Annotated in this window: 24 protein-coding genes; 7 read left to right on the forward strand and 17 right to left on the reverse strand. The window is 70.7% G+C overall.

All coding sequences use genetic code 11. From position 1 onward, the window contains the following. Positions 1-212: 212 nt before the first annotated feature. Positions 213-1,742, forward strand: a complete 1,530-nt coding sequence (locus ACYQ77_RS28560; RefSeq protein WP_459716609.1) for a S8 family peptidase — start codon at positions 213-215, stop codon at positions 1,740-1,742. On the opposite strand, the gene ACYQ77_RS28565 is transcribed toward ACYQ77_RS28560, so the two are convergent. Further along, positions 1,743-3,665, reverse strand: a complete 1,923-nt coding sequence (locus tag ACYQ77_RS28565) for a TIGR03960 family B12-binding radical SAM protein (RefSeq protein ID WP_459716610.1) — start codon at positions 3,663-3,665, stop codon at positions 1,743-1,745. It abuts the gene before it with no gap. A 170-nt stretch (positions 3,666-3,835) separates the two neighbouring features. Here ACYQ77_RS28565 and ACYQ77_RS28570 point away from each other — a divergent pair, with 170 nt between their 5' ends. After that, positions 3,836-4,246 (forward strand): DoxX family protein, encoded by a 411-nt coding sequence (locus ACYQ77_RS28570; RefSeq protein WP_459716612.1) that lies wholly within the window; start codon positions 3,836-3,838, stop codon positions 4,244-4,246. A 25-nt stretch (positions 4,247-4,271) separates the two neighbouring features. On the opposite strand, the gene ACYQ77_RS28575 is transcribed toward ACYQ77_RS28570, so the two are convergent. Together ACYQ77_RS28575 and ACYQ77_RS28580 are read right to left on the reverse strand one after the other, a co-directional pair. After that, positions 4,272-5,084: an ABC transporter permease gene (locus ACYQ77_RS28575; RefSeq protein WP_459717031.1), complete on the reverse strand. Its 813-nt coding sequence runs from the start codon at positions 5,082-5,084 to the stop codon at positions 4,272-4,274. Then, the gene (locus ACYQ77_RS28580; RefSeq protein ID WP_459716613.1) at positions 5,084-5,884 is read right to left on the reverse strand and encodes an ABC transporter permease; all 801 of its coding nucleotides are present in this window, start codon (positions 5,882-5,884) and stop codon (positions 5,084-5,086) included. Before ACYQ77_RS28580 ends, ACYQ77_RS28575 begins: the two co-directional genes overlap by 1 nt. A gap of 227 nt (positions 5,885-6,111) precedes the next feature. On the opposite strand from ACYQ77_RS28580, the gene ACYQ77_RS28585 reads away from it, so the two are divergent. Further along, positions 6,112-6,834 carry a hypothetical protein gene (locus ACYQ77_RS28585; protein ID WP_459716615.1) on the forward strand — a complete coding sequence of 241 codons (723 nt, stop codon included), beginning with the start codon at positions 6,112-6,114 and terminating at the stop codon, positions 6,832-6,834. Between the two features lie 39 nt (positions 6,835-6,873). On the opposite strand, the gene ACYQ77_RS28590 is transcribed toward ACYQ77_RS28585, so the two are convergent. The 6 genes from ACYQ77_RS28590 to ACYQ77_RS28615 all read right to left on the reverse strand — a co-directional run bounded on the left by ACYQ77_RS28590 (position 6,874) and on the right by ACYQ77_RS28615 (position 14,084). Beyond that, on the reverse strand, positions 6,874-7,803 hold the full coding sequence (locus ACYQ77_RS28590; RefSeq protein WP_459716616.1) for an ABC transporter ATP-binding protein: 930 nt from the start codon (positions 7,801-7,803) through the stop codon (positions 6,874-6,876). A gap of 41 nt (positions 7,804-7,844) precedes the next feature. Beyond that, positions 7,845-9,158, reverse strand: coding sequence for a hypothetical protein (locus ACYQ77_RS28595; protein WP_459716618.1), 1,314 nt, complete (start codon positions 9,156-9,158; stop codon positions 7,845-7,847). Positions 9,159-9,260: 102 nt separating this feature from the next. Then, a complete protein-coding gene (ndk, locus tag ACYQ77_RS28600) occupies positions 9,261-9,668 on the reverse strand; it encodes a nucleoside-diphosphate kinase (RefSeq protein ID WP_396105903.1) in 408 nt (135 codons plus the stop codon). A gap of 60 nt (positions 9,669-9,728) precedes the next feature. Then, positions 9,729-10,112: a DUF4233 domain-containing protein gene (locus tag ACYQ77_RS28605; protein ID WP_459716620.1), complete on the reverse strand. Its 384-nt coding sequence runs from the start codon at positions 10,110-10,112 to the stop codon at positions 9,729-9,731. Further along, positions 10,109-11,464, reverse strand: coding sequence for a bifunctional tetrahydrofolate synthase/dihydrofolate synthase (folC, locus tag ACYQ77_RS28610; RefSeq protein ID WP_459716622.1), 1,356 nt, complete (start codon positions 11,462-11,464; stop codon positions 10,109-10,111). Before folC ends, ACYQ77_RS28605 begins: the two co-directional genes overlap by 4 nt. Further along, positions 11,457-14,084, reverse strand: coding sequence for a valine--tRNA ligase (locus ACYQ77_RS28615; RefSeq protein ID WP_459716624.1), 2,628 nt, complete (start codon positions 14,082-14,084; stop codon positions 11,457-11,459). Before ACYQ77_RS28615 ends, folC begins: the two co-directional genes overlap by 8 nt. A gap of 145 nt (positions 14,085-14,229) precedes the next feature. Between ACYQ77_RS28615 and ACYQ77_RS28620 the strand changes: the two genes are divergently transcribed. After that, entirely contained in the window at positions 14,230-15,192 is a 963-nt protein-coding gene (locus tag ACYQ77_RS28620) for a hypothetical protein (RefSeq protein ID WP_459716626.1), read from the forward strand. Between the two features lie 68 nt (positions 15,193-15,260). Then, complete coding sequence (locus ACYQ77_RS28625; RefSeq protein ID WP_459716627.1) at positions 15,261-15,509, forward strand: mycoredoxin; 249 nt, start codon at positions 15,261-15,263, stop codon at positions 15,507-15,509. Here ACYQ77_RS28625 and ACYQ77_RS28630 read toward each other — a convergent pair. The 3 genes from ACYQ77_RS28630 to ACYQ77_RS28640 form a co-directional block, all read right to left on the reverse strand. Beyond that, the gene (locus ACYQ77_RS28630; protein WP_459716629.1) at positions 15,502-17,037 is read right to left on the reverse strand and encodes a phytoene desaturase family protein; all 1,536 of its coding nucleotides are present in this window, start codon (positions 17,035-17,037) and stop codon (positions 15,502-15,504) included. The genes ACYQ77_RS28625 and ACYQ77_RS28630 overlap by 8 nt on opposite strands. Positions 17,038-17,047: 10 nt before the next feature. Beyond that, entirely contained in the window at positions 17,048-17,221 is a 174-nt protein-coding gene (locus tag ACYQ77_RS28635) for a hypothetical protein (protein WP_459716630.1), read from the reverse strand. A gap of 67 nt (positions 17,222-17,288) precedes the next feature. Continuing rightward, complete coding sequence (locus ACYQ77_RS28640) at positions 17,289-17,858, reverse strand: winged helix-turn-helix domain-containing protein (protein ID WP_459716632.1); 570 nt, start codon at positions 17,856-17,858, stop codon at positions 17,289-17,291. A gap of 85 nt (positions 17,859-17,943) precedes the next feature. Here ACYQ77_RS28640 and fdhD point away from each other — a divergent pair, with 85 nt between their 5' ends. Further along, entirely contained in the window at positions 17,944-18,771 is an 828-nt protein-coding gene (fdhD, locus tag ACYQ77_RS28645; RefSeq protein ID WP_459716633.1) for a formate dehydrogenase accessory sulfurtransferase FdhD, read from the forward strand. Here the strand turns inward: fdhD and ACYQ77_RS28650 are convergent. After that, positions 18,758-19,348 carry an RBBP9/YdeN family alpha/beta hydrolase gene (locus ACYQ77_RS28650; protein WP_459716635.1) on the reverse strand — a complete coding sequence of 197 codons (591 nt, stop codon included), beginning with the start codon at positions 19,346-19,348 and terminating at the stop codon, positions 18,758-18,760. The two genes, fdhD and ACYQ77_RS28650, sit on opposite strands and share 14 nt — an antisense overlap. Positions 19,349-19,378: 30 nt before the next feature. On the opposite strand from ACYQ77_RS28650, the gene ACYQ77_RS28655 reads away from it, so the two are divergent. After that, positions 19,379-20,209, forward strand: a complete 831-nt coding sequence (locus ACYQ77_RS28655) for an alpha/beta fold hydrolase (RefSeq protein ID WP_459716637.1) — start codon at positions 19,379-19,381, stop codon at positions 20,207-20,209. A gap of 56 nt (positions 20,210-20,265) precedes the next feature. Here the strand turns inward: ACYQ77_RS28655 and clpX are convergent, their stop codons facing one another. The 4 genes from clpX to tig form a co-directional block, all read right to left on the reverse strand. Continuing rightward, positions 20,266-21,567, reverse strand: coding sequence for an ATP-dependent Clp protease ATP-binding subunit ClpX (gene clpX, locus ACYQ77_RS28660; protein WP_459716639.1), 1,302 nt, complete (start codon positions 21,565-21,567; stop codon positions 20,266-20,268). 230 nt (positions 21,568-21,797) lie between these two features. Continuing rightward, entirely contained in the window at positions 21,798-22,430 is a 633-nt protein-coding gene (locus tag ACYQ77_RS28665) for an ATP-dependent Clp protease proteolytic subunit (RefSeq protein ID WP_459716641.1), read from the reverse strand. 32 nt (positions 22,431-22,462) lie between these two features. Then, the gene (locus ACYQ77_RS28670) at positions 22,463-23,080 is read right to left on the reverse strand and encodes an ATP-dependent Clp protease proteolytic subunit (protein ID WP_459716642.1); all 618 of its coding nucleotides are present in this window, start codon (positions 23,078-23,080) and stop codon (positions 22,463-22,465) included. Between the two features lie 110 nt (positions 23,081-23,190). Then, complete coding sequence (gene tig, locus ACYQ77_RS28675) at positions 23,191-24,582, reverse strand: trigger factor (RefSeq protein WP_459716644.1); 1,392 nt, start codon at positions 24,580-24,582, stop codon at positions 23,191-23,193. Positions 24,583-24,690 lie beyond the last annotated feature (108 nt).

Below are 24,690 nucleotides of genomic sequence, written 5' to 3' on the forward strand. Positions count from 1 at the left end.
GGCGGAGGGGTTCGGGCGGTCGTCGCGGGTCAGCGTTACTCCTTCTGGTGGTATCGGGCTGGTCCGGTGGTGTTCACTTGCGGATGCTGGCACCGTACCCCCAGGTCCAATTCGGTCGGCGAGCTTGTCTGTGGAGCGGCAGGCTGGCTACCGTCCGGTCATTGGAGTGCCGGCGCCCCCGAACCGGCCGCCCCAACAGATGGAGGTCACCCGTGCCTCTGCTGCGCCGTCTACCGGCGGCAGCGGTCAGCGCCGCGGTGCTCGCGACATCCCTGGTGACGACCGGTATGACCGCGAGCGCCCAGGTCGCGGACCCACCGCCCGACGCGTGCTCGAGTGGCAGCACCGAACTTCGGTACCTGGTCGTGCTCGACCCCGGCACCACCCAGCCGGACGCGGCGGCCGAGATCGCGGCGGCGTGCGGCGCGCTCACCGCCTACTACCCGCAGATCGCCGTCGCGGTGGCCAGCTCGGCCGACGACGGGTTCACCGAGCGGATGGGCACCGGCAGGGCGTTCAGCGCGGAGGGCGCCCTGGCGGCCAAGCAGGGGCCCCGCAAGGACGAGACGGTCGCGGCCGTCCAGACGGTCACGACCAATCCGGCCGAAGTGGACCAAACGGACCGAACCGGCGATCAGTGGGACATGGCCATGATCGGGGCGGACCGGGCACGGCGGATCAACCCGGGCAGCAAGGACGTCGTGGTCGGCGTTCTCGACTCCGGCATCGACCCGAACCACCCCGACCTCTCCGCCGCGCTGGACAAGACAGCGTCGGCGGGCTGCCTGTCCGGCAAGCCCGACAACACCCCGGCCGCCTGGGAACCGACGACCTCGCCGCACGGGACGCACGTGGCGGGCACGATCGCGGCGGCCGACGACGGGCACGGCACCGCCGGGGTGGCGCCCGGGGTGCGGATCGCGTCGGTGAAGGTGGTCGACGACCAGGGCTACATCCTCCCGGAGTACGCCGTGTGCGGGCTGATGTGGGCCACCGCCAACAAGATGAAGGTGACCAACAACAGCTACTTCGTCGACCCGTGGCTGATGACGTGCGACCGGGACAGCGAGCACGTCGTCTACGAGGCGGTCCGGCGCGCCGTGGACTACGCGACGCGCAACGGGGTGCTGACGGTCGCGGCGGCCACGAACGAGGCCGCCGACCTGGCCGACCCGAGTGGACGGACCGCGGAGAACCCGGTGGCGGCGGAGGGACAGGCGGAACGCCGCACGCTGGACGGCAGCTGCAAGGTGCTGCCCGCCGGGCTGCGCGGCGTGGTGGCCGTGTCCGCGGTGGGCAGCAACGAGCTGAAGGCCAGCTACAGCTCCTACGGGCTCGGCGTGATCGACGTGACCGCGCCCGGCGGCGAGACGAAACCGAAGGCGTACGACCCGACCGGCGCCAAGCAGGAGGACGACTCCTGCGTGCTGTCCACGGTGCCGGACGGCTACGACCGGTTCTGCGGCACGTCGATGGCCACGCCGCACGTCGCCGGGGTGGCCGCCCTCATCGCCTCCGAGCACCCGGAGGCGACGCCGCAGACCATCACGAAGATGCTGACGGAGGAGGCCGAGCCGCTGCCGTGCCCGGCCGACTACGACCTCGACGACACCGGGGCCCAGGACGCCTACTGCACGGGTTACAAGCCGTACAACGGTTTCTACGGCCACGGCCTGGTCGACGCGCTGGCCGCCGTGACCGGCGACACCGGCACCGGCCAGGCGGCGACCTCCGGGGAGTGACTACACCGGCGTCAGCGGCAGCAGCTTCCTGCCGGTGGGGCCGATCTCGATGTCGGTGCCCATCGCCGGGCAGACACCGCAGTCGAAGCACGGGGTCCAGCGGCAGTCGTCGAGCTCCTGTTCGGACAGCGCGTCCTGCCAGTCGTCCCACAGCCAGCCCTTGTCGAGGCCGGAGTCGAGGTGGTCCCACGGCAGGACCTCGTCCTCCGTGCGCTCACGCGTGGTGAACCACTCGAGGCTCACGCCGAGCGGCGTCAGCTCCGCCTCGGCGGCAGCGGTCCAGCGCTCGTAGGAGAAGTGCTCGCTCCAGCCGTCGAACCGGCCGCCCTCGCGCCACACGCGCTCGATGACGCGGCCGACGCGGCGGTCACCGCGGGACAGCAGTCCTTCGATGAGGCTCGGTTTGCCGTCGTGGTAGCGCATGCCGATGTTGCGGCCGAGGCTGCGGTCGGAGTTCACGGCGTCGCGCAGCTTCCGCAGGCGGGCGTCCACCGTGTCCGGGTCGCACTGGGCGGCCCACTGGAACGGCGTGTGCGGCTTGGGGACGAACCCGCCGATGGAGATGGTGCAGCGGATGTCCTTGCGGCCACTGGCCTTCCGGCCTGCGCGGATGACCTCCTGGGCCATCGCGGCGATCTGCAGCACGTCGTCGTCGGTCTCGGTCGGCAGGCCGCACATGAAGTACAGCTTCACCTGCCGCCAGCCGTTGGCGTACGCGGCGCTGACCGTGCGGATGAGGTCCGCCTCGGACACGGTCTTGTTGATGACGCGGCGGATCCGCTCGCTGCCACCCTCCGGCGCGAACGTCAGACCGGAGCGACGGCCGTTGCGGGACAGCTCGTTCGCGAGGTCGATGTTGAACGCGTCGACGCGGGTGGAGGGCAGCGAGAGGCCGGTGTTGGTGCCCTCGTACCGGTCGGCGAGGCCCTTGGTGATCTCGGCGATCTCCGAGTGGTCCGCACTGGACAGCGAGAGGAGGCCGACCTCCTCGAACCCGCTCGCTTCCAGGCCCTTGTGGACCATCTCGCCGATGCCCTGGATGGACCGCTCGCGCACCGGACGGGTGATCATGCCCGCCTGGCAGAACCGGCAGCCGCGGGTGCACCCGCGGAAGATCTCGACGCTCATCCGCTCGTGCACGCTCTCGGCGAGCGGGACCAGCGGCTGCTTCGGGTACGGCCACGCGTCGAGGTCCATGGTGGTCCGCTTGGCCACCGTCGCGGGCACGCGGTCGCGGTTCGGGACGATCGGGTCGAGCGCGCCCGTCTCGTCGAACGTGACGTCGTAGAACCGCGGCACGTACACGCCGCCGGTCTCGGCGAGCCGGGTCAGCACCTCGTCGCGGCCGCCGGGGCAGCCCTCCTGCTTCCAGGCGCGGACGATGGCGGTGATCTCGAGGACCGCCTCCTCGCCGTCACCGAGCACGGCGGCGTCGAGGAAGTCGGCGATCGGCTCCGGGTTGAACGCGGCGTGGCCGCCCGCGATGACGAGCGGGTGCTCGTCGGTGCGGTCCTCGGCGTGCAGCGGGATGCCGGCCAGGTCGAGCGCGGTCAGCAGGTTGGTGTACCCGAGCTCGGTCGCGAAGCTGACGCCGACCAGGTCGAAGGCGCCGAGCGGGCGGTGCGCGTCCACGGTGAACTGCGGCACGCCGTGCTCGCGCATGAGCGCCTCGAGGTCGGGCCACACGGCGTAGGTGCGCTCGGCGAGGACGTCCTCGAGTTCGTTGAGCACCTCGTAGAGGATCATGACGCCCTGGTTGGGCAGGCCCACCTCGTACGCGTCCGGGTACATCAACGCCCACCGGACCGTAGTGGCGTCCCAGTCCTTGACGGTGGAGTTCAGCTCCCCACCGACGTACTGGACGGGCTTGGACACCCTCGGCAGCAACGGCTCCAGACGAGGAAAGAGGGACTCGACGCTCATAGTGGCCCCAGCGTAACCCCCGCAGGCCGGGACGCGGGGCGGCGGCTCTCCTCGGGGCCCGGCAGAGCCGTGGTCAGGGCAGGCGACGGGACGTGCCCGCTCGTGTTGCCAACGTGATCTCACAAGCGGATAGTTGAGCCCTGAACAATCCCCTTCGACGGAGGTTCGGTATGGACGTCGTCGCACTCATCGGTCGGATCCTGTTCGTGCTCCTGTTCCTCGGGTCGGCCTTCGGCCACCTCACCCAGGCCGACGCCATGGCCGGGTACGCGTCCTCCCGCGGGGTGCCCGCCGCCAAGCTCGCCGTGCTCGGCAGCGGCGTGCTGATGCTCGTCGGAGCGCTGATGGTGCTGCTCGGGATCTGGCTCGACCTCGGCGCACTCCTGCTCGTGATCTTCCTGGTCCCGACGGCGGTCCTGATGCACCCGTTCTGGAAGGAGACCGACGCGATGACCAAGCAGACCGAGATGATCTCGTTCCAGAAGGACATCGCGCTCGCCGGCGCCGCCCTGCTGATCCTCGCGCTGTACGCGGGTTACGGCTCCGAGCTCGGGATCACGATCACCGGTCCCCTGTTCTGACGCGCACGGCGTCCTGCTGCCGCGGTCAGCGCAGCAGCAGGACGCCCAGCCTGCGGGCGGACACCACGACCCCCACCGCGACCATCACCGCGAAGTACAGGACGTGCCAGAGCATGCCGACCTCCACCACACCGCCGCACAGTCCGCGCATCAGCTCGATCGCGTGGTACAGCGGCAGGCACCGCACCACCGCCTGGACGACGCCGGGGTAGACGTCCAGCGGGAAGAACGTGGTGGAGAACAGGAACATCGGCAGCAGGGCGAGCTGGATGAGGTCGAAGTCCTGCCAGGAGCGCATGAACGTCGTGCAGGCCATCCCCACGGCGGCGAACGAGAACGCCACCAGCAGCGCGGCGGGCAGCGCGAGCAGCGCCCATGGTGAGGCGAGCAGTCCCATCGCCAGCATCACGGTCAGGAACCCGCCCGCGTACAGCCCGCCACGCACCAGCGCCCACGCGATCTCACCGATGGCGACGTCGACCGGGCCCAGCGGCGTCGCCAGCATCGCGTCGTACAGCTTGGCGTACTTGAACTTGAAGAAGACGTTGAACGTCGCGTCGTACACGGCGCCGTTCATCGCGGACGCGGCCAGCAGCGCGGGCGCGACGTACGCGACGTAGCTGACGGGCTCGCCGCCCGGCCCGGCCACGTCGCCGACGAGCGCCCCGAGCCCGACGCTCATGGCGAACAGGTAGAAGAGCGGCTCGCAGAACCCGGACACGACCGCGAGCCAGGCGCGGCGGTTCACCAGCAGCGACCGCTCGACGAGCGCGCGTGCGCGGCCCGCGTACATGCCCGTCGGCAGCACCCGCAGCAGCAACCCGCCCCCGGCCGCCATCACGCGGCCAGCCTTCCGGTGAAGGTGCGGACCCCGCACCAGCAGCCGGCCGCCAGCAGCACCAGCAGGTAGGCGAGGTGGCCTGCGGCGGCCATGAGCGGGAGGTCACCGAACGCGGCGCCCCGGCTCAGTTCGGTGCCGTGCCACAGCGGCGTGACCCACGCGAGCGGCCGCATCCAGCCGGGCAGCTGTTCGACCGGGAAGAACGTGCCCGCGAACAGGGTCATCGGCATGACGACGAACCGGAACAGGGCGGTGAACTGCTGCCCCTCGGTCTGCAACGTCGCCGAGTACGCCGCGACCGGGGCGGCGAACGACAGGCCCGCGAGGACCGCCGCCGCCAGCGACCCGAGCACGCCGAACCCGGTGACCGCGCCCAGCACGGCGGCCACCACCAGGTAGGCGGCGCCCGACGCGGCCAGCCGCAGCCCCACCCACGCCAGGTGCCCGGCGAAGATCTGCCCCGGGGTGATGGGTGAGGCGGCGATGCCGAGGTAGGTCTGCTGCCACTTGAACGCGGACAGGATCGGGTAGGTCGACTCGAACGCGGCGATCTGCACCGAGCCGGCCGCGAGCAGCGCGGGCGCCAGGTACACCACGTACTCGAGGCCGCCGATGGCGGCGCTCGGCCGGACCTGCGAGCCGAGGCCGAACCCGAGCGCGAGCAGGAACAGCACGGGCTGGCCGACGCTGGAGACCACGGTCGCCCGCCAGTTGCGCCGGTACCAGGTCCACATCCCCTCGACGACGATGTACGCCGCGTGCACCGGGTTGACGACCCGGCCACGTGCTCCCGCCATGCTGGTCCTCCTCGACCCATCATCACCGCCGATCGGGGGATGGCGGAAGGACCATCCGGATGACGAACCACATTCCGTGCTTGAAGCTTCACCCTTTCGCGGGCTGCTCTCGGTCGGGCGCACAGGCCACACTTTCTGGTGGTTTCATTTGCCTTGGAGGAAAACCGCCGGTGGCCCTGCGCGCACGTCCCTCACGTCACGACACGACGGCGATCCAGTTCCTTTCCGTGGCAGCGGATCTGCTGGACGCCTTCCTGCAGGCGGAACCCGTCGACGACGCGCAGTCCCAGCGCCTCGGTCACATCAGCTTTCCCACGGCACTGGACTGGCTGCGCACCGACGACGTGATCCGGCTGGCACCGTCGTGGTCCGGGGAGGCGGCGCGGCGGCGCGCGTTCTTCAGCCGGTGGGCCACGCGCGGGGACTTCCTCGCGGACGCCGTGGTCTACGCGCTGCTGCGGGAACAACCGGTGATCCCGGCGCAGCGGCACAACCCGGACGTGCCGGTGTCGCGGTACATCGCCGACGTCACCGACGACCTGCTGGCGAACCTCGTGCGGCACCCGAAGAGTTACCTCGTGCTGCACCTCGCCCCGTTGCTGCCCCGCCACCCCCACCTGGCGGCCGCGTTCACACCGGGTTCACGGGCGGCGACCCGCGCATGGGCCGACATCTACCGCAGGCTCGCGGACGGCCTCGACCTCGTGCTGCGTCCTGAGTGGACGTTCAAGCGCCTGTCGTCGGTGCTGCAGGCCATGTTGGACGGTTTCGTGCTCCGGCACCGGGTGCAGCCGCAACGACACCAGCGCCAGGGCTGGCAGGACGCGAACATGCTCGCGGACGCGGTGATCGCGTTGCTGCTCGGCGCGGTCGACTGGGACCTCACCGGGTTGTCGGGCCGGGCGGCGCTCGACCGGTTCGCCACACCGCAGCCCGCGCGTCCTTTCTGAGTCCAGCGTCCACTGTGGCCCGACATCCGGAGTTCCGGCTCAGTCGACGAGCGTGCGGCCGGTGAGGCGCAGGAACACGTCCTCGAGGGTGCTGCGGCGCACCAGGCTGGAGACCGGGTCCACGCCGTTCTGGTGCACCGCGCCGAGCACCGCCTCGCCGTCGGCGGCGTAGAGCAGCACGCGGTCGGGCAGCACCTCGACGCGGTCGGCGAGGCCGGTCAGCCGGTGTTCCACGGACGTGGTGTCCTGGCCGGGCGGAAACCGCAGCTCCACCACCTCCTTCGTGGAGTAGCGGCCGATCAGCTCCGCCGGGCTGCCCTCGGCGGCGATGCGGCCGCGGTCCATCACCACGAGCCGGTCGCAGAGCTGTTCGGCCTCGTCCATGTAGTGGGTGGTGATGATGAGGGTGACGCCGTTCTGCTTGAGCCGGAACAGCCGGTCCCACAGCAGGTGTCGGGCCTGCGGGTCGAGGCCGGTGGTCGGCTCGTCGAGCAGGAGCAGTTCGGGGTCGTTGATGAGCGAGCGGGCGATGGTGAGCCGCCGTTTCATGCCGCCGGACAGCGCATCGACCTCGTCGTCGGCGCGTTCGGTCAGCTGGGCGAACGCGAGCAGCTCGGTGGCCTTCGCGCGGACGTGGGCCTTCGAGAGGCCGAAGTAGCGGCCGTAGACGTGCAGGTTCTGGCGGACCGTCAGCTCGGTGTCGAGGTTGTCCTGCTGGGGCACGACACCGAGCCGCGCGCGGACGCGGGGGCCGTCGTGGTCGGGGTCCATGCCGAGCACCCGCAGCTCCCCGCCGGTGCGCGGGGACACGCACCCGATCATGCGCATGGTGGAGGACTTGCCTGCCCCGTTCGGGCCGAGGAAGCCGAACGCCTCCCCCTGCCGGACCTCCACGTCGATGCCGTCCACGGCCGGCAGGCGGCCGAACCGCTTGACGAGCCCCCGCGCCACGACCAGTGCGTCTCCCACGCTCGGAGCGTAAGGCGCGGGGCTCGACGTGCCCTGCCCGTTTAACCCGAGCGGCCGAACCTCTTCGTGAAACGCTCGAGCTCGGCCTCGAGCGCCTTCACCTTCTCGCGGATCTTCTCGGCACGCTCGTCCGCGTTCGCGAGCAGCTCGTCGCCGCCCGCGGTGACGGTGATGCCGCGGGCCTGCGCGGTGGCGACGAGCGACCGGTTGACCGCCGGGTCGGCGAGCACCAGCGCGGACACGACACCCGCGCTGAGCTCCTTGGTCCGCCCGAAGGACGCCTTGTAGGCGATCTCGGCGGGGATGCGAAGGTCGAGCTCGAACTTCTCGAGCTGGTCCTTGGCGGTGGCGATGGTGATGGTGAGCAGGGCCTGGCCGAGCGCGTCGAGGAGGCGCTTGCGGCCGGGGAACCACGGCACGGGGAGGTTCTCGACCTGCTGCTGGACGGCGTCACCGACGAGGTAGTCGACGATGTGGCGGGTGCGCACCTCGGTGACCTTCCCCCATTCGACGTCGTCCCCGTCGAAAGCCACCTCCCGCGGCGAGTAGGCGACGCCCCCGAAGCGGTTCAGCTTGACGATGAGGCCGCGGACGCGCTTGGGCACCTTCGGGTGCTCGGCGAGCAGGTCACCGACGCCGATGGACCAGTCACCGGGGATGGGGCCCGCGGGCGGCCTGCGCTTGGCGAGGAGCTTCTGGAACATCTCGACGAGTTCCCGCACGTCGGCTTGGTCGGCGTGGTCCTCGGGCTCGTCGGCGAGGCTGGGCTCGCCATCGGGTGCCACGTCGGCGACGGGCGCGGCCTGCGGGCCAGGGCCCATCGGCCCGGCACCGGCGAACGCGCCAGGGCCGTGGCTCGGGGAGGCAGGGCCCGCGGGCGGCATGCCTGGGCGGGCCCCCGCCGGCGGCGCACCGAGCCCGGCGGCCGGAGCGCCGGGGTGCGCGGCGGGAGGAGCCGGCGGCCGAGGACCTGGGCCACCGAACTGGGCGGGCGGGGCACCCGCCGGGCCACCGATGCCCGGCCGAGGACCAGCGCCCTGCGGGGCCGGGCGAGAGCCGCCGTTCTGCGGGGCGCTCGGGGACTGGCCGGGGCGGGGGCCACCGGGCGCGGCCATGTGCTGCGCCGCCGGGCGGGGCGAGCCTGGGATCACCTGGGTGATCTCCGGGTCGTCGGTGTCGGGGGCGGCCGGTGCGGCGTCACCCGTCGGGACGACCTGCGTGGCGTCCGGGTCGTCGTCGGTGGTCATGCGGCGGGAGGCGGCTTCCGCCGCGTCCTTGACCTTCTCGGCCGCCTTCTCCGTTGCCGACAGGGCACCCTTGAGCAGCCCACGACCGAACCCGCCGATATCTGGCATCTGTCACTCCCCCACTCCGGATGGCGAGCTCACCATAGCGCTCCCACCAGCGGTGACAGGGGCGAATCGCGGGGCTCGGCGTGGCCGAGCCCCGCGGCTGGCTCAGACGCCCGGGAACCAGAGGTCGATCTCGCGCTTCGCGGACTCCGGGGAGTCGGAGCCGTGCACGATGTTGTACTGGACCTCGAGGGCGAAGTCGCCGCGGATGCTGCCGTTGTTGGCCTGCACCGGGTTGGTGGCGCCCGCCAGCTGGCGGAAGGCGGCGATGGCGTTCTCGCCCTCGACGACCATGGCCGCCACCGGGCCGGACGTGATGAACTCCAGCAGCGACTCGAAGAACGGCTTCTCGGCGTGCTCGGCGTAGTGCTGCTCGGCGACGCTCCGCTCGACGTTGCGCAGCTCCAGCGCGGCCAGCTTCAGGCCCTTGCGCTCGATGCGGGAGATGACCTCACCGACCAGGCCACGGCTGACGCCGTCCGGCTTGACCAGGACCAGGGTGCGCTCGCTCACGACTACGGGTACTCCTTTTCGGGGGACTGACTGCGCGAAAAGCGTAGCTGGCAGTTTTCGCTACTCCGACGGGGTCGCCTGCTGGCTGGGCAGGCGTCCCTCGGCCATGCGTTTGGCGACGTCGTGGCGCATCCACAGCAGCACCGCCCACACGAGGCCGAACACCAGGCCCAGCACGCCGAGTGCGACGACCGCGAACCAGCACGCGACCATCACCACCTGCAGGCCCGCGGCCACCCACCTGCCCCACGGCTTGCGCAGGAACGCGCAGGTCACGAGCAACGCCAGCGCCAGCGCGCCGACCAGCACGCCCTGCCACGTCCCGATGCCCTCGCCGAGCTTCGCGACCACCGGCAGCGCCAGCAGGACCACGATCACCTCGAGGACGAGCGTCGCCGACATCACGCCGACGAACGACCGCATGGGATCGACCGGCTTGCTCATGCGGGTGGCCTGCCGAGCAGCGCGCGTGCCTCGCCCGCGGTGACCACGGAGCCCGTCACGACGACCCCCACCCCCGACGGCGGTTCCTCCGCGTCGGCCTCCGCCAGGGCGATGGCCGTCTCGATCGCGTCGTCGAGGCGGGGCCGGACGTCGACGCGGTCGGGGCCGAAGATCTCCGTCGCCAGCTCACCCAGCTCCTCGGCGGGCATGGCGCGCTCCGACGAGTTGGTCGTCACGACGAGCTCGTGGAACACCGGCTCCAGCGCGGACAGGATGCCGCTCACGTCCTTGTCCGCCATCACGCCGACGACGCCGACGAGGTTGCGGAAGCTGAAGTCCGCGTCCAGCGCCTCCGCAAGCGCTTGCGCGCCATGGGGGTTGTGCGCGGCGTCGACGAAAACCGTTGGCGCGGAACGGACCCGCTCCAGCCTGCCCGGCACGGTCACCGACGCGAAGCCCTCGCGGATCGCGTCCGGGTCGAGCATCCGCTGCGCGCCCGCGCCGAAGAACGCCTCCACCGCCGCGAGCGCGAGCGCCGCGTTGTTCGCCTGGTGCGGACCGTGCAGCGGCAGGAAGATCTCGTCGTACGCGCCGCCGAGGCCCTGCAGCTTCAGCATCTGCCCGCCGACGGCCACGTCCCGGCGCAGCACGCCGAACTCCAGGCCCGCCCTGGCGACCGTCGCGTCCACCTCGACGGCCCGGCGCAGCAGCACCTCGGCCACCTCGGGCTTCTGCTCGGCGATCAGGGCGATGGACCCCTGCTTGATGATCCCCGCCTTCTCGGCGGCGATGCCGGTGATCTCGCTGCCCAGGAACTCGACGTGGTCGATGTTGACGGGCGTCACGATCGCGACCTTGCCGTCGGCGACGTTGGTGGCGTCCCAGGTGCCGCCGAGGCCGACCTCCACCACCGCCGCGTCGACCGGGGCGTCGGCGAACGCGGCGAACGCCATGCCGGTGAGCACCTCGAACTTGCTCATCGGCACGTCGGAGCCGCGGTCGATCATCGCGATGTACGGCTCGATGTCGCGGTACACCTCGACGTACCGCTCCGGCGAGATCGGCGCGTTGTCGACCGCGATCCGCTCGGTGACCAGCTGCAGGTGCGGGCTGGTGTAGCGGCCGGTCCGCAGACCGATGCGCGTGAGCAGCGCATCGATCATGCGGGTGACCGAGCTCTTCCCGTTGGTGCCCGCCACGTGCAGGACCGGGTAGGCCTTGTGCGGGTCGCCGAGCAGGTCGACGAGCAGCCGGATCCGCGCCAGCGTCGGCTCGATCTTCGTTTCGGGCCAACGGGTGTTGAGCTCCGACTCGACCTGCCGGAGATCATCCAGGACGGACTCGTCAGCCACCGAAGGACTCCAGCCGCGCCGTGATCCTGGCGATGTCGGCGACGGCCACCTCACGACGGTTCTTGATCTTCGCGACGACGTCGGCAGGCGCCTTGTCGGTGAAGTTCGGGTTGGTCAGCTTCGCGTCGCAGCCCTTGAGCTCCTTCTCCGCCACGGCGAGGTCCTTCTCGAGCCGCTTGCGCTCGGCCACGAGGTCGACCGTGCCGGACAGGTCCAGCTCGACGTGCACGTTGCCGTCCGGCAGCGACACCTCGATCGACGCGCTCGGCGTGAACGACTCGCCCGGCGCCTCCAGCCGCGCCAGCGACGAGACCGCGGTCGCGAGCGACCCGAGCCCGGCCTCCTCGACGCCGACCAGCCGGGCCTTCACCCGCTGGCCGGGCTTGACGCCCTGGTCGGACCGGAACCGCCGGACCTCGGTGACGAGCTTCTGGACACCGCCGATCCGGCGGGCGGCGCCGGCGTCGGCCGCCGCCCCGGTCGGCTTCGGCCACGCCGCGACGACCAGCGACTCCTCGCCGGTCAGCGTGGTCCACAACCGCTCGGTGACGAACGGGACCAGCGGGTGCAGCAGCCGCAGCACGGTGTCGAAGACGTGCCCGAGGACCGCGCGCGTCGCGTCGGCGCGGGCGCCCCCCTCGCCGATCTGGACCTTCGCGATCTCCAGGTACCAGTCGCACAGCTCGTCCCACGTGAAGTGGTACAGCGCGTCGGAGAGCTTCGCGAACTGGTAGTCCTCGAACAGGCCGTCCACTTCGGACACGACGGCGTCGGTGAGGTCGAGGATCCACCGGTCCGCGTCGGTGAGCTGGTCACGCGGCGGCACCTCGCTGGCCACGGTGGCGCCGTTCATCAGCGCGAACCGGGTGGCGTTCCACAGCTTGTTGCCGAAGTTGCGCGAGCCTGCCGCCCACTCCTCGGCGAGCGCCATGTCGCTGCCCGGGTTCGCGCCGCGCGCGAGGGTGAACCGGACCGCGTCGGCGCCGAAGCGGTCGAGCCAGTCGAGCGGGTCGATGACGTTGCCGCGCGACTTCGACATCTTCTTGCCGGACGCGTCGCGGATGAGCCCGTGCAGGTACACGTTGTCGAACGGCTGCTTGCCGTCCATCGCGTACAGGCCGAACATCATCATCCGGACGACCCAGAAGAACAGGATGTCGTAGCCGGTGACGAGGACGCTGTTCGGGTAGAACTTGTCCAGGTGCGCGGTCTTCTCCGGCCAGCCGAGCGTGGAGAACGGCCACAGCGCGGACGAGAACCACGTGTCGAGGACGTCCGGGTCCTGCGTCCACTCGTCGCCTGCCGGCGGCTCCTCGTCCGGGCCGACGCAGACGACCTTGTCGTTGGGCCCGTACCAGACCGGGATCCGGTGACCCCACCACAGCTGGCGCGAGATGCACCAGTCGTGCATGTTGTCGACCCAGTCGAAGTACCGCTTCGACAGCTCGGCCGGGTGGATGGTGGTGCGGCCGTCGCGGACCGCGTCCCCCGCCTCCCGCGCCAGCGGCTCGACCTTGACGAACCACTGCAGCGACAGCCGCGGCTCGACCACGGTGTCGCAGCGCGAGCAGTGGCCGACGGCGTGGACGTAGGGCCGCTTCTCGGCGACGATCCGGCCCTGCTCGCGCAGCGCGGCGACGATCGCGGGCCGCGCCTCGAACCGGTCCAGCCCCTCGAACGGGCCGTGGGCGGTGATGTTCGCCCGCTCGTCCATGATGGTGAGGTTGGGCAGGTCGTGGCGGCGGCCGATCTCGAAGTCGTTCGGGTCGTGCGCGGGGGTGACCTTGACCGCGCCGGTGCCGAACTCGGGGTCGACGTGCTCGTCGGCGACGATCGGGATCATCCGGCCGGTGAGCGGCAGCTCCACCTCGGTGCCGACCAGGTGGGAGTACCGCTCGTCGTCCGGGTGGACGGCGACCGCGGTGTCACCCAGCATCGTCTCGGCCCGCGTGGTGGCCACGACGATCGAGTTGTCCCCTTCGCCGTAGCGGATGGAGACCAGCTCGCCCTCATCGTCGGAGTATTCGACCTCGATGTCCGACAGCGCGGTGAGGCAGCGCGGGCACCAGTTGATGATCCGCTCGGCCCGGTAGATCAGGCCGTCCTCGTAGAGCCGCTTGAAGATCGTCTGGACCGCCTTGGACAGGCCCTCGTCCATGGTGAACCGGTCCCGGCTCCAGTCGACGCCGTCGCCGAGGCGGCGCATCTGGCCGAGGATCTTGCCGCCGTACTCGGCCTTCCACTCCCAGACCCGCTCGACGAACGCCTCGCGGCCCAGGTCGTGCCGGGTCTTGCCCTCCCGGGACAGCTCGCGCTCGACGACGTTCTGGGTGGCGATGCCCGCGTGGTCCATGCCGGGCTGCCACAGCGTCGCGTACCCCTGCATGCGGCGGCGCCTGGTCAGCGCGTCCATCAGGGTGTGGTCGAGCGCGTGGCCCATGTGCAGGCTGCCCGTGACGTTCGGCGGCGGCAGGACGATGCAGAACGCCGGGGCGTCGCCGTCCGGGTCCGGGGAGAAGTAGCCCGCGGCTACCCACCGCTCGTACAGCTCCGCCTCTACCGTGGCCGGCTCCCAGGCCGGCGGGAGGTCTGTGGGCTGCTGCGATGCGGTGTCAGTCACGCCCAAAAGTCTACGAACCGCGACGGGACGCCTGCATTCGAGTTCCGCAGCCCACACGTTGTTAACGCGCGGGTCCGCCGGATCGATGAGCTGAGCACCGGAAGGTTCATGTTTTGCCTGGTTGCGGGGCAAGGTAGGGGAGCAGGTGAAGGCTCGGCAGCATGCCCAGGATCAGCCGGCCCCCGAGGCCGACTGGGCGGACACCCTCGAACGCGCGGCCAGCGAGGACGTGCGGGAACTGCTGCGCGCCGAACAACGGCGCCGCCGCGGCCGCAGGCTCGCGGGCGCGCTCGTCGTGCTCGCGGTCGCCGCGGTGGTGACGCTGCTGGTCAGGAGCAGCCTGTTCACGGCGGTGCCCGGGGACCCCGTGCCGGGCGGCGCGCCGTCGCGGCAGGCCGCCCAGCTCGACCTGACGCGGCCGTTCGCGCCCACCCCCGCCGCCGACTGGGCCGACGGGGCGGACGGGATCACGGCCCCCGCGCCGAAGGCGGTGGGCGGGTTCAGCGCCGCGCAGGTCGCGGAGGCGACCGGGCTGGTGCGGGAGGCGCTGGTCGCGAGCAGGATCGACAACCGGCTGGTGGTCGGGCACGACCCGGCGGGCTACCTCGGCCTGCTGGCGCCGGACGCGCGGCGACAGCTCCAGCCGCTGTTCGGGGACGGGCACGAGCCGGAGGTCCAGTCGCTCGTCAGCATGGTGGCCTCCGGGACCGAGCTGCTGCCGGTGGACCCCAAGGTGTCCGGCTCGATGTCGGTGCGCGCGGGCGGGCCCGGTGAGCTGGTCGTGCACACCAACTACGTGTTCGCGTACGCGTTCCGGCCCGACCGGCCGACGAAGCCGGCCGACGCGATGGACGTGATCGTCGTGGTCCGGGCGGACGTGGACTACGTGCTGCGCAGCGGCGAGCGGTGGACGCCGGGCAGCCGCGGCCTGTGGTTCGGCGACGCGTCCGGCTTCGGCTACTCGATCGGGTGCGATGCCTACCGGAAGGGGTTCCTCGCCCCGGTCGCCGCGGAACCCTCCGTGACCGCCCCGGCCGAGGACGGTCGCCCGGACGCGTTCTTCGACCCGACCGCACCACTGCCTGCGGCGGGCGGGTGCCACCCCTGAACCGGGCATGTTTCGGGGCCGTCGCGCGTTGAGGTAGGCGAGACGGTTCCTTCCCGACAGGAGTGGTGATGACCGAGGCCCCCGCGAAGCTGACGATGTACTCGACCACCTGGTGTGGCTACTGCCGGCGCCTGAAGTCGCAGATGGATCGCGACGGCATCGAGTACACCGAGGTCGACATCGAGCGCACGCCGGGCGCGGCCGAGTTCGTGATGAGCGTCAACGGCGGCAACCAGACCGTGCCGACGCTCCACTTCCCCAACGGCAAGGCACTGACGAACCCGACCCTGGCCCAGGTCAAGGCCGAGCTCAACTAGCGCGGAGCACCGCCTGTGCGGCGTTGTGGCCGCCGATGCCGCTGACCCCGCCGCCGCGGCGGGCGCCGCTGCCGCACAGGAGGAGGTTGGGGACGTCGGTCTCGACACCCCAGCCACCGCCGTCGTCGCTGAACGGCCATGCCAGGTCGCCGTGGAAGATGTGGCCGCCCGGCATGGCCAGCTCGTCCTCGATGTCGAGCGGGGTCCGCGCCTCGACACACGGCCTGCCGTCCTCGTCGGTCGCGAGGCAGTCCTCGATCGGTTCGGCGAGGTGGCGGTTCAGGCCGGCCAGGTAGCGCGCGCACAGGTCCGCTCGCCTGCCGGTGTTGTCGGACGTGAACAGGTCCGCGGGCGTGTGCAGGCCGAACAGGGTCAGCGTGTGGAGTTCACCGTCCACAATGGAGTCGTCGGTCAGCGTGTGGCAGTACATCTCGCCCGGCAGTGGATCCGGTACCGCGCCGGAAGCGCTTGCCGCGTAGGCGTTTTCCAGTTCCACATAGGACTCGTCGAGGTGCAGCGTGCCCGCGAACGCCTGCCGCGGATCGACGCCACTGCGCAACCGCGGCAACCGAGACAGCAGCATGTTGATCTTCAGCTGGGAGCCGGCGGGCGGGGTGGCGGCGCGGCCGCGCAGGCGGTCGAGCACCGCGGGCGCCACTCCGGACAGGACGTACGACGCCGCCACCGTGTGCTCGGCGTCGTCGGCCGTGTAGGTCACCTCGGCCACGGCGCCGTCGGCGTCCACGCGCGACACCTCGGCCGACGTCCGCAGCACCGAGCCCGCCTCCTGGGCGACCCTGGCGAGTTCCCCGGTCACGGCTCCCATGCCACCGACGGGCACCCGCCATTCCCCGGTGCCGTCACCGATCAGGTGATACAGGAAGCAGCGGTTGGCGAGCAGTGACGGCGACCGCAGCGACGTGTGCGTGCCGATCAGGGCGTCGGTCGCCACCACGCCGCGGACGACGTCGTCGGCGAACGTCTCCTCGATGGCGGTGCCGATCGGTTGCTCGAACACCTGCTCCCACAGGCGTTCCCCGGCCGCCTCCGTGACACGCGCCCGGAACGCGGCACGCGAGGGCACCGGCTCGAGCATCGTGGGCGCGACCGCCTGGGCCATCGCGGACAGCGACGAGTACCACGACATCCACCGGGTGAACTCGTCGTCCGAACCGGTGAGTTCCCGGAACGAGGCGGCGGTCGCCGCACCCGGGTCGCGCTCGACCAGCAGTCCGGCCGGGCGACCGTCCCGTTCGACCGGCGTGTAGGACGACACCGCACGCGAGCGCAACGCGATCCGCAGCCCCAGATCGCGGACGATCGCGCTGGGCAGCAGGCTCACCAGGTACGAGTACCGGGACAGCCGCGCCCCGACCCCGGGGAACGGGGTGGCGCTGATGGCCGCGCCACCGACGCGGCCGAGCCGTTCGAGCACGAGCACGGACTTGCCTGCACGGGCCAGGTACGCGGCGGCGACCAGTCCGTTGTGGCCACCGCCGACCACCACCACGTCGTAGCGTTCGGTCACGCGGATCACGCTACCGGGCAACACCGAGCCTGCGGGCCCGAACCGTGCGGGGCGCCGGCCTCGGCGCCGGCCTGGGCTCGTCGCGCGACTCGCGGGCGGCCCTGGCGAGCCGGGACGCGTCGGCCTCCCGGACGAGGTCGGCGTGCCGCGCCTCGACGAGTGCGTGAGCGCTGAAGACATCCATGACGATCTCCCTTTTCCGGGCAGGTTGACGAGAGCCGTCGTCGCACGACGGCTGGTTCGGCGGGTGGTCAGTCCTTCTGCGGCGCGACCGTGGTGGAGAAGAAGAGGTTCACCGACCGCGACCCCTCGGGCCGTGCCGCGGGGTTCTCACGCCGTTCGCGGTAGCGGTCCATCAGCTTGCGGATCTCGGCCCGGAACTCCGCGACCTCGTCGGCGGTGAGGAAGTCGGTGGTGTTGTCGACCCCGAGCGCCTCCCGCCACTCCGCGGGCTCGGCGGTCACCGAGAGGTGCCGTTCCTTGATCTGGTTCAGCGTGTAGTCGAGGAAGGCGCCCGACGCCGCCTGCGCCGCGACCGCGCCCTCCGTGTCCAGGCCGACGTCGGTGAACCGCGTGGACTGCACCGCGAGCCGCCACGGCTTCTCCCGGCCCTTCCCGCCTTCGGCCTGCACGACGTACTCGTACTTGGCGAGCATGTTCAGGTGGTACGAGCAGCTCGCGACGCTCTCCCCGGTCTCCTGGGCGCACTGCGTGGCGGTCGCACTGCCCTCGCGAGTCAGGAAGTCCAGGAGCTGCCACCGCAGAGGGTGGGCCAGCGCTCGGAGCGCCTTCGGATCGGTGATGTTCCGCTGCTCGACCATGCTTATCAAGGTACCTTGCTCAAGACTTCCTTAGCAAGAGTCCTTTCTAAAGATTCCTTGTTAAGTCGAACTGTAGGCTGTATGCATGGGACGAGTCACCGTTCGGCGCCCGGTTCTGCGGCTGTCCGAGGACGGCAGCAGGCGGCGTCAGGACGCGCTCGCGGCCGAGGAGCCGCTGGAGCTGCGGGTCGGCGGCAAGGCACTCGCGGTCACGATGCGCACCCCCGGCCACGACGTGGAGCTGGCCCACGGCTTCCTGCTGACCGAGGGCGTCATCGGCGCCGCGGCGGACGTCAGCACCGCGCGCTACTGCGACGGCGTCGACGACTCCGGCCGCAACACCTACAACGTGCTGGACCTGGCCCTGGCGCAGGGCGTCGAGCCGCCGGACACCGGCGTGGAGCGCAACTTCTACACGACCTCGTCGTGCGGGGTGTGCGGCAAGGCGGCGCTGGACGCGGTGAAGCTGAAGACCCGGTTCTCCCCCGCCGCGGACGAGTGCCGGGTGTCCCCGGAGACCCTGACGACCTTCCCGGACAAGCTGCGCGAGCAGCAGCGGGTGTTCGAGTCGACAGGCGGTCTGCACGCGGCGGGCCTCTTCACCACCGACGGCGACCTGCTCGTGGTGCGCGAGGACGTCGGCCGCCACAACGCGGTCGACAAGGTGACCGGGTGGGCGCTGCTGAACGGCCACGTGCCGGTCGGCGGCTCGGTGCTGATGGTGTCGGGCCGGGCGAGCTTCGAGCTGGTGCAGAAGGCGGCGATGGCGGGCATCCCGATCCTGGCGGCGGTCTCGGCGCCGTCGTCACTGGCGGTGGAGCTGGCGGACGAGCAGGGCATCACCCTGATCGGCTTCCTGCGCGGCACCAGCATGAACGTCTACACGCACACCGAGCGCATCACCGGTTCGTGACCATCCTGGTGTGCCGGTCGGCGACCCAGTCCCGCACCGCGGGCCACGGCCCGTAGCCCGCGTGCCCGTCCAGGTGGGCACCGCCGGGGATGATGTCGAGGTCGATCTTCAGCTCGGACGCCATGTCGACCGCCTCGTCGACGGAGCACGCCTCGTCGTCGTCGCCCACCACCAGCTGGGTCCACCCGGCCGCGCGCCGCAACCCCGCCGCGTCGAGCGGGGCGGGCGTGAACCCGTGCACGTCGGGGTGGTGCCAGCGCGGCCCGGGCGGCGACACCAGCATGGCCCGGTCGAACCGCAGCGGGTGCCGGTCGGCGTCGACGAGCTGGGCGGCGTGGTGCAGCCACAGCGCGGCACCGCACGAGTGGGCGAGCACGATCCGCTCGTCGTCGGCGGGTGCGGCCTCCAGGTGGTGCCGCAGCTCGACGAGCCACAGGTCCAGCCGGGGCCGGTCCGGCTCGGACAGCTGGGGCACCTCGACCACGCACCCGGTCTCCGCGAGCTCGTGGGCGAGCCAGCTCTGCCAGTGCGGCGGCGCGGCGCCCATGTGCCCGTGGAGCAGCAGAACGTACGGCATGCGGCCATCCTCGCACCGTTAGGGTGTGGTGTGCCTGCTTTCCTCGCCGCCGACGGGATCAAGCTCCACTACGACGACGCCGGCGAGGGCCGGACCCTGGTCGTCCTGCCGGGCGGTGCGGGCAGGCACCCCGACTACCTCGGCGACCTGGCCGGTCTGCCGGGCAGACGGGTCACCGTCCACTTCCGGGGCGCGGGCGACTCGCCCGCCGCGCCGACGGCCGAGGCCGGCTCGTACTGGCACCAGGCGCACGACCTGGAGGCCCTGCGCACGCACCTGGGTCTCGAGCAGCTCGACCTGGTCGCCCACTCGGCGGGCACGCGGGTCGCGATCGCGTACGCCGCCCAGTACCCGGACCGGGTGGCGAGCATGCTGCTGATCACCCCGCCCGCGGCGTACCTGACCGGCACCCCGTCGGACGTGGACGAGATCACCGCCCACCGCGACGGCGACCCGGTGTTCGACCGGGCGATGGCGGCGATGCGGGACGGCCCGCAGGACCCTGACCAGGACGCCTTCGAGGCGTGGCAGGCGCTGACCGCCCCGGCGACCTACGCGGCATGGACCGGGAAGGAACAGGCACACGCGAAGGTCGGCCGGACGCTGTGGTCCACGGTCCAGGCGTTCCTCAGCGTGACCCCACCGGACGACCTGCGGGAACGCCTCGCGGCGGTGACCGCGAAGGTCCGGGTCATCGCGGGCGCCGAGGACGCGACCACGGGTCTCGCCCCGGTCCTGGCCGTGGCCAGGCTCTTCCCGAACGGCGAGGCCGTGGTGATCGACGACTGCGGCCACTACCCGTGGGTGGAACAGCCGGAGTCGTTCCGCCGGGCCGCCGACCCGTTCGTCACCGGGGCCTGAACAGCGACGAGGGGCGTGGTCACCCACGCCCCTCGGCCAAGCTCAGCGGAACAGGATCAGGCGGACTTCTCGCGACGCTCCCGCCGCGACGGCTGCCGCGCCACGATCGTCGGGTTCACGTTCTCGCGCACCGTCTGCTCGGTGATGACCACCTTGGCGACGTCGGACCGCGACGGGATGTCGTACATGACCGGCTGGAGGACCTCCTCCATGATGGCCCGGAGGCCACGGGCGCCGGTGCCGCGGAGAATCGCCTGGTCAGCGATGGCCTCGAGCGCGGCGTCGGTGAACTCCAGCTCGACGCCGTCCATCTCGAACAGCTTCTGGTACTGCTTCGACAGCGCGTTGCGGGGCGTGGTGAGGATCTGCACCAGCGACGCCTTGTCGAGGTTCGTCACCGAGGCCACCACCGGCAGACGCCCGATGAACTCGGGGATCAGACCGAACTTGATCAGGTCCTCGGGCATGGTGTCGGCGAAGAAGTCGGTGGTGTCGATCTCCGCCTTCGACCGGATCTCGGCGCCGAAGCCCAGGCCGCGCTTGCCGACCCGGTCCTGGATGATCTTCTCGAGGCCCGCGAACGCGCCCGCCACGATGAACAGCACGTTCGTGGTGTCGATCTGGATGAACTCCTGGTGCGGGTGCTTGCGACCACCCTGCGGCGGCACCGACGCGGTGGTGCCCTCCAGGATCTTCAGCAGCGCCTGCTGCACGCCCTCGCCGGAGACGTCCCTGGTGATGGACGGGTTCTCGGACTTGCGGGCGATCTTGTCGACCTCGTCGATGTAGATGATGCCGGTCTCGGCGCGCTTCACGTCGTAGTCGGCGGCCTGGATCAGCTTCAGGAGGATGTTCTCGACGTCCTCACCGACGTAGCCCGCCTCGGTCAGCGCGGTCGCGTCGGCGATGGCGAACGGCACGTTCAGCAGCTTCGCGAGCGTCTGCGCCAGGTACGTCTTGCCGCAGCCCGTCGGGCCGAGCAGCAGGATGTTCGACTTGGTGAGCTCGACGGTCTCCTCGCGGGACTCGCGGCCCTCACGCCCCTCCGGCCGGGCACGGTCACCGGCCTGGATGCGCTTGTAGTGGTTGTAGACGGCCACGGCCAGCGTGCGCTTGGCCTCGTCCTGGCCGATGACGTACTGGTCGAGGAACTCGTCGATCTCGGCGGGCTTGGGCAGCTCGTCGAGCTTGACGTCGCCGGCCTCGGCCAGCTCCTCTTCGATGATCTCGTTGCAGAGGTCGATGCACTCGTCACAGATGTACACGCCGGGGCCGGCGATGAGTTTCTTCACCTGCTTTTGGCTCTTCCCGCAGAAAGAGCACTTCAGCAGGTCTCCGCCGTCGCCGATACGCGCCATGACCGCTGACCTCTGTCCCCTCCGGCCCGCTCCGGGGAGCGAGCCTGGATCTGTGGCCTGTAACGGGCCTTCGAGTGAGTGTCGCGCACTCCGCTCCAGGCCCGGTCGTGCCTGTTGCCTTCGACGGTACCTGCCAACCCCCACTCAATGGGAGAACCTGACCGCCGAGTTGTCGGATTCGGCCGATCAGGTGGCCCCGGAAACACGGTCCGGAGCCACCTGACGCCGGATCAGGGCCGGTTCGCCGACAGCTTCCGGTACGGAAGCACGTCGTCGACGATGCCGTACGCCTTGGCCTCGTCGGCCGTCAGAATCTTGTCGCGCTCGATGTCCTTGCGGATCTGCTCGGCGTCCCGGTTGGTGTGCCGGGCCAGCGTCTCCTCCATGAGACGGCGCACGCGCTGGATCTCGTTGGCCTGGATCTCCAGGTCCGAGACCTGCCCGTACACGCCCTCCATGGCGGGCTGGTGGATCAGCACGCGGGCGTTCGGCAGCGCGTAGCGCTTGCCGGGGGTGCCCGCCGCCAGCAGCACCGCGGCCGCGGAGGCGGCCTGGCCGAGGCAGAAGGTCTGCACGTCAGGACGGGCGAACTGCATGGTGTCGTAGATCGCCATCAGCGACGTGAACGAGCCACCGGGCGAGTTGATGTACATGGTGATGTCGCGGTCGGGGTCGACCGACTCCAGGTACAGCAGCTGCGCCATCACGTCGTTGGCCGACGCGTCGTCGATCTGCACACCGACGAAGATGATCCGCTCTTCGAACAGCTTGTTGTACGGGTTCGACTCCTTGACCCCGTAGCTCGTGCGCTCGACGAAGGACGGCAGCACGTACCGGGACTGCGGAGCGTAAGGGTTGCTCACGGTGTCATTCTCCTAGGTTCCGTGACCCGGCGTCAGCTGCCGCTGCCGTTGGGGGTCTGGCTCGCGCGGGTGACCACGTGGTCGACGAAGCCGTACTGGCGAGCTTCCTCGGCCGTGAACCACCGGTCGCGGTCCGCGTCCTGCGTGATCTGCTCGACGGACTGCCCGGTCTGCTCGGCGGTGAGCTCCGCCATCTCACGCTTCCACTTGTTGAGCACCTCGGCCCGGATCGCGATGTCGGAGGCCGTGCCGCCGACACCGCCCGACGGCTGGTGCATCATGATCCGCGCGTGCGGCAGGGCGTAGCGCTTGCCGGGCGTACCCGCGCTGAGCAGGAACTGGCCCATGGAGGCCGCCATGCCCATGGCCCAGGTCTGGACGTCCGGCTCGATGAGCATCATCGTGTCGTAGATCGCCATACCCGCCGAGACGGAACCGCCCGGCGAGTTGATGTAGAAGACGATGTCCTTCTCGGCGTCCTCGGCGGCGAGCAGCAGCAGCTGTGCCGTGATCCGGTTCGCGATCTCGTCGTCGACCTCGGAACCGAGGAACACGATGCGCTCACGGAGCAGCCGCTCGTACACCGAGTCGTTCAGGGTGAGTCCCGCGGTGCCCGACCGCATGTCGGGCGTCTGCCGTGGATGCGTCACGTCTGCCTGCCTTCTCCGCTCTGGTTGCGAGGTTGATCTGGTGTCACGTCCGACATTAACGAAGGCGGGCGGCATCGAATGCCCGACACCGCCCGAGTTCGCTCAGAGCGTCACTTGGTCTCCGCGTCCTCGACCGGCGCGTCAGCGGCCTGCTCCACCGGCGCCGCCTCCGCGGCGGCCTCCCGCGGGCCGAACAGCTCCTCGAGGTCCACCGCGTTGCCGCTCGCGTCCGTGACCGTGGCCACGCGCACGACCGAGGCCAGCGCCTTGCCGCGGCGCACGTCCGCGAAGATGGCGCCGAGCTGGCCGGACTGCTGCGCACGCTGCACGTACTCGTCCGGGCTGATGCCGAAGCGCTGCGCCTGGTAGATGATCCGCTCGGTCAGCTCGTTGTCGTCGACGCTCACGTTCTCGGCGTCGGCGATCGAGTCCAGGATCAGCTGGGTCTTGACGGCCTTCTCGGCCTCTTCCTGCACGTCGGTGTTGAACTGCTCCAGGGTCTGGCCCTGCGACGTGAGGAACTCCTCGAACTTGGCCTCGTCGTGGTCGAAGGCGTGGACCGCGTCGTGCTTGCGGACCTCGACCTCGGACTCGACGACCTTCTCCGGCAGCGGCACCTCGGTGACCTCGAGCAGCGCCTCGAGGACCTTGTCACGCGCCTGGACGCCCTGCTGCATCTTCTTGACGCGGGTCAGGCGCTCGCGCAGGTCGGCCTTCAGCTCGTCGATGGTGTCGAACTCCGACGCCATCTGGGCGAACTCGTCGTCCGCTTCGGGCAGCTCGCGCACCTTGACCGTGTTCACCGTGACGGTGACCTCGGCGTCCTGGCCCGCGAACTCGCCGGCCACCAGCTTCGTCGTGAACGTCGCCGACTCGCCGGCCGACGTGCCGATGATGGCCTCGTCGATGCCCTCGATCATCTCGCCGGAGCCGACCTCGTAGGACAGGCCGCTGGTCTTGGCCTCCTCGACCTCCTGGCCGTCGACCGTGGCCGACAGGTCGATCGAGACGAAGTCGCCGTTCTCCGCGGCGCGCTCGACACCCGTCAGCGTGCCGAACCGGGCGCGCAGCTCGTCCAGCTGCTCGTTCACCTCGTCGTCGGTCAGCTCCAGGTCGTCCACCGTCACCGACAGCTCGCCGAACGCCGGGACCGTGATCTCCGGGCGCACGTCCACCTCGGCCGTGAACGCGATGTGGTCGCCGTCCTCCAGCTTCGTGACCTCGATGTTCGGCTGGCCCAGCGTGCGGACCGAGCCCTCCGTGATCGCCTCCATGTACTTGGCCGGGATGGCCTCGTTGACGACCTCGTCGAGGATCGGCGCACGGCCGATGCGGGACTCGATGACCCGGGCCGGCGCCTTGCCGGGACGGAAGCCGGGGATGCGGACCTGCGAAGCGAGCTTCTTGTACGCGCGGTCGAAGTTCGGCTTGAGCTCGTCGAACGGCACCTCGACGTTGATCCGGACCCGCGTCGGGCTCAGGTGCTCGACGGTGCTCTTCAACGTGATCTCCTGGGTAGCTGGATTGACCGGTATGGGCTCTCGCGAGTGTATGGAACTCGCGGGCAGGCGAGGCGAGCGGGGGCCGACCTGCTGGTCTGACTCATCTGC

Source organism: Actinophytocola sp. KF-1 (genome assembly GCF_054661535.1).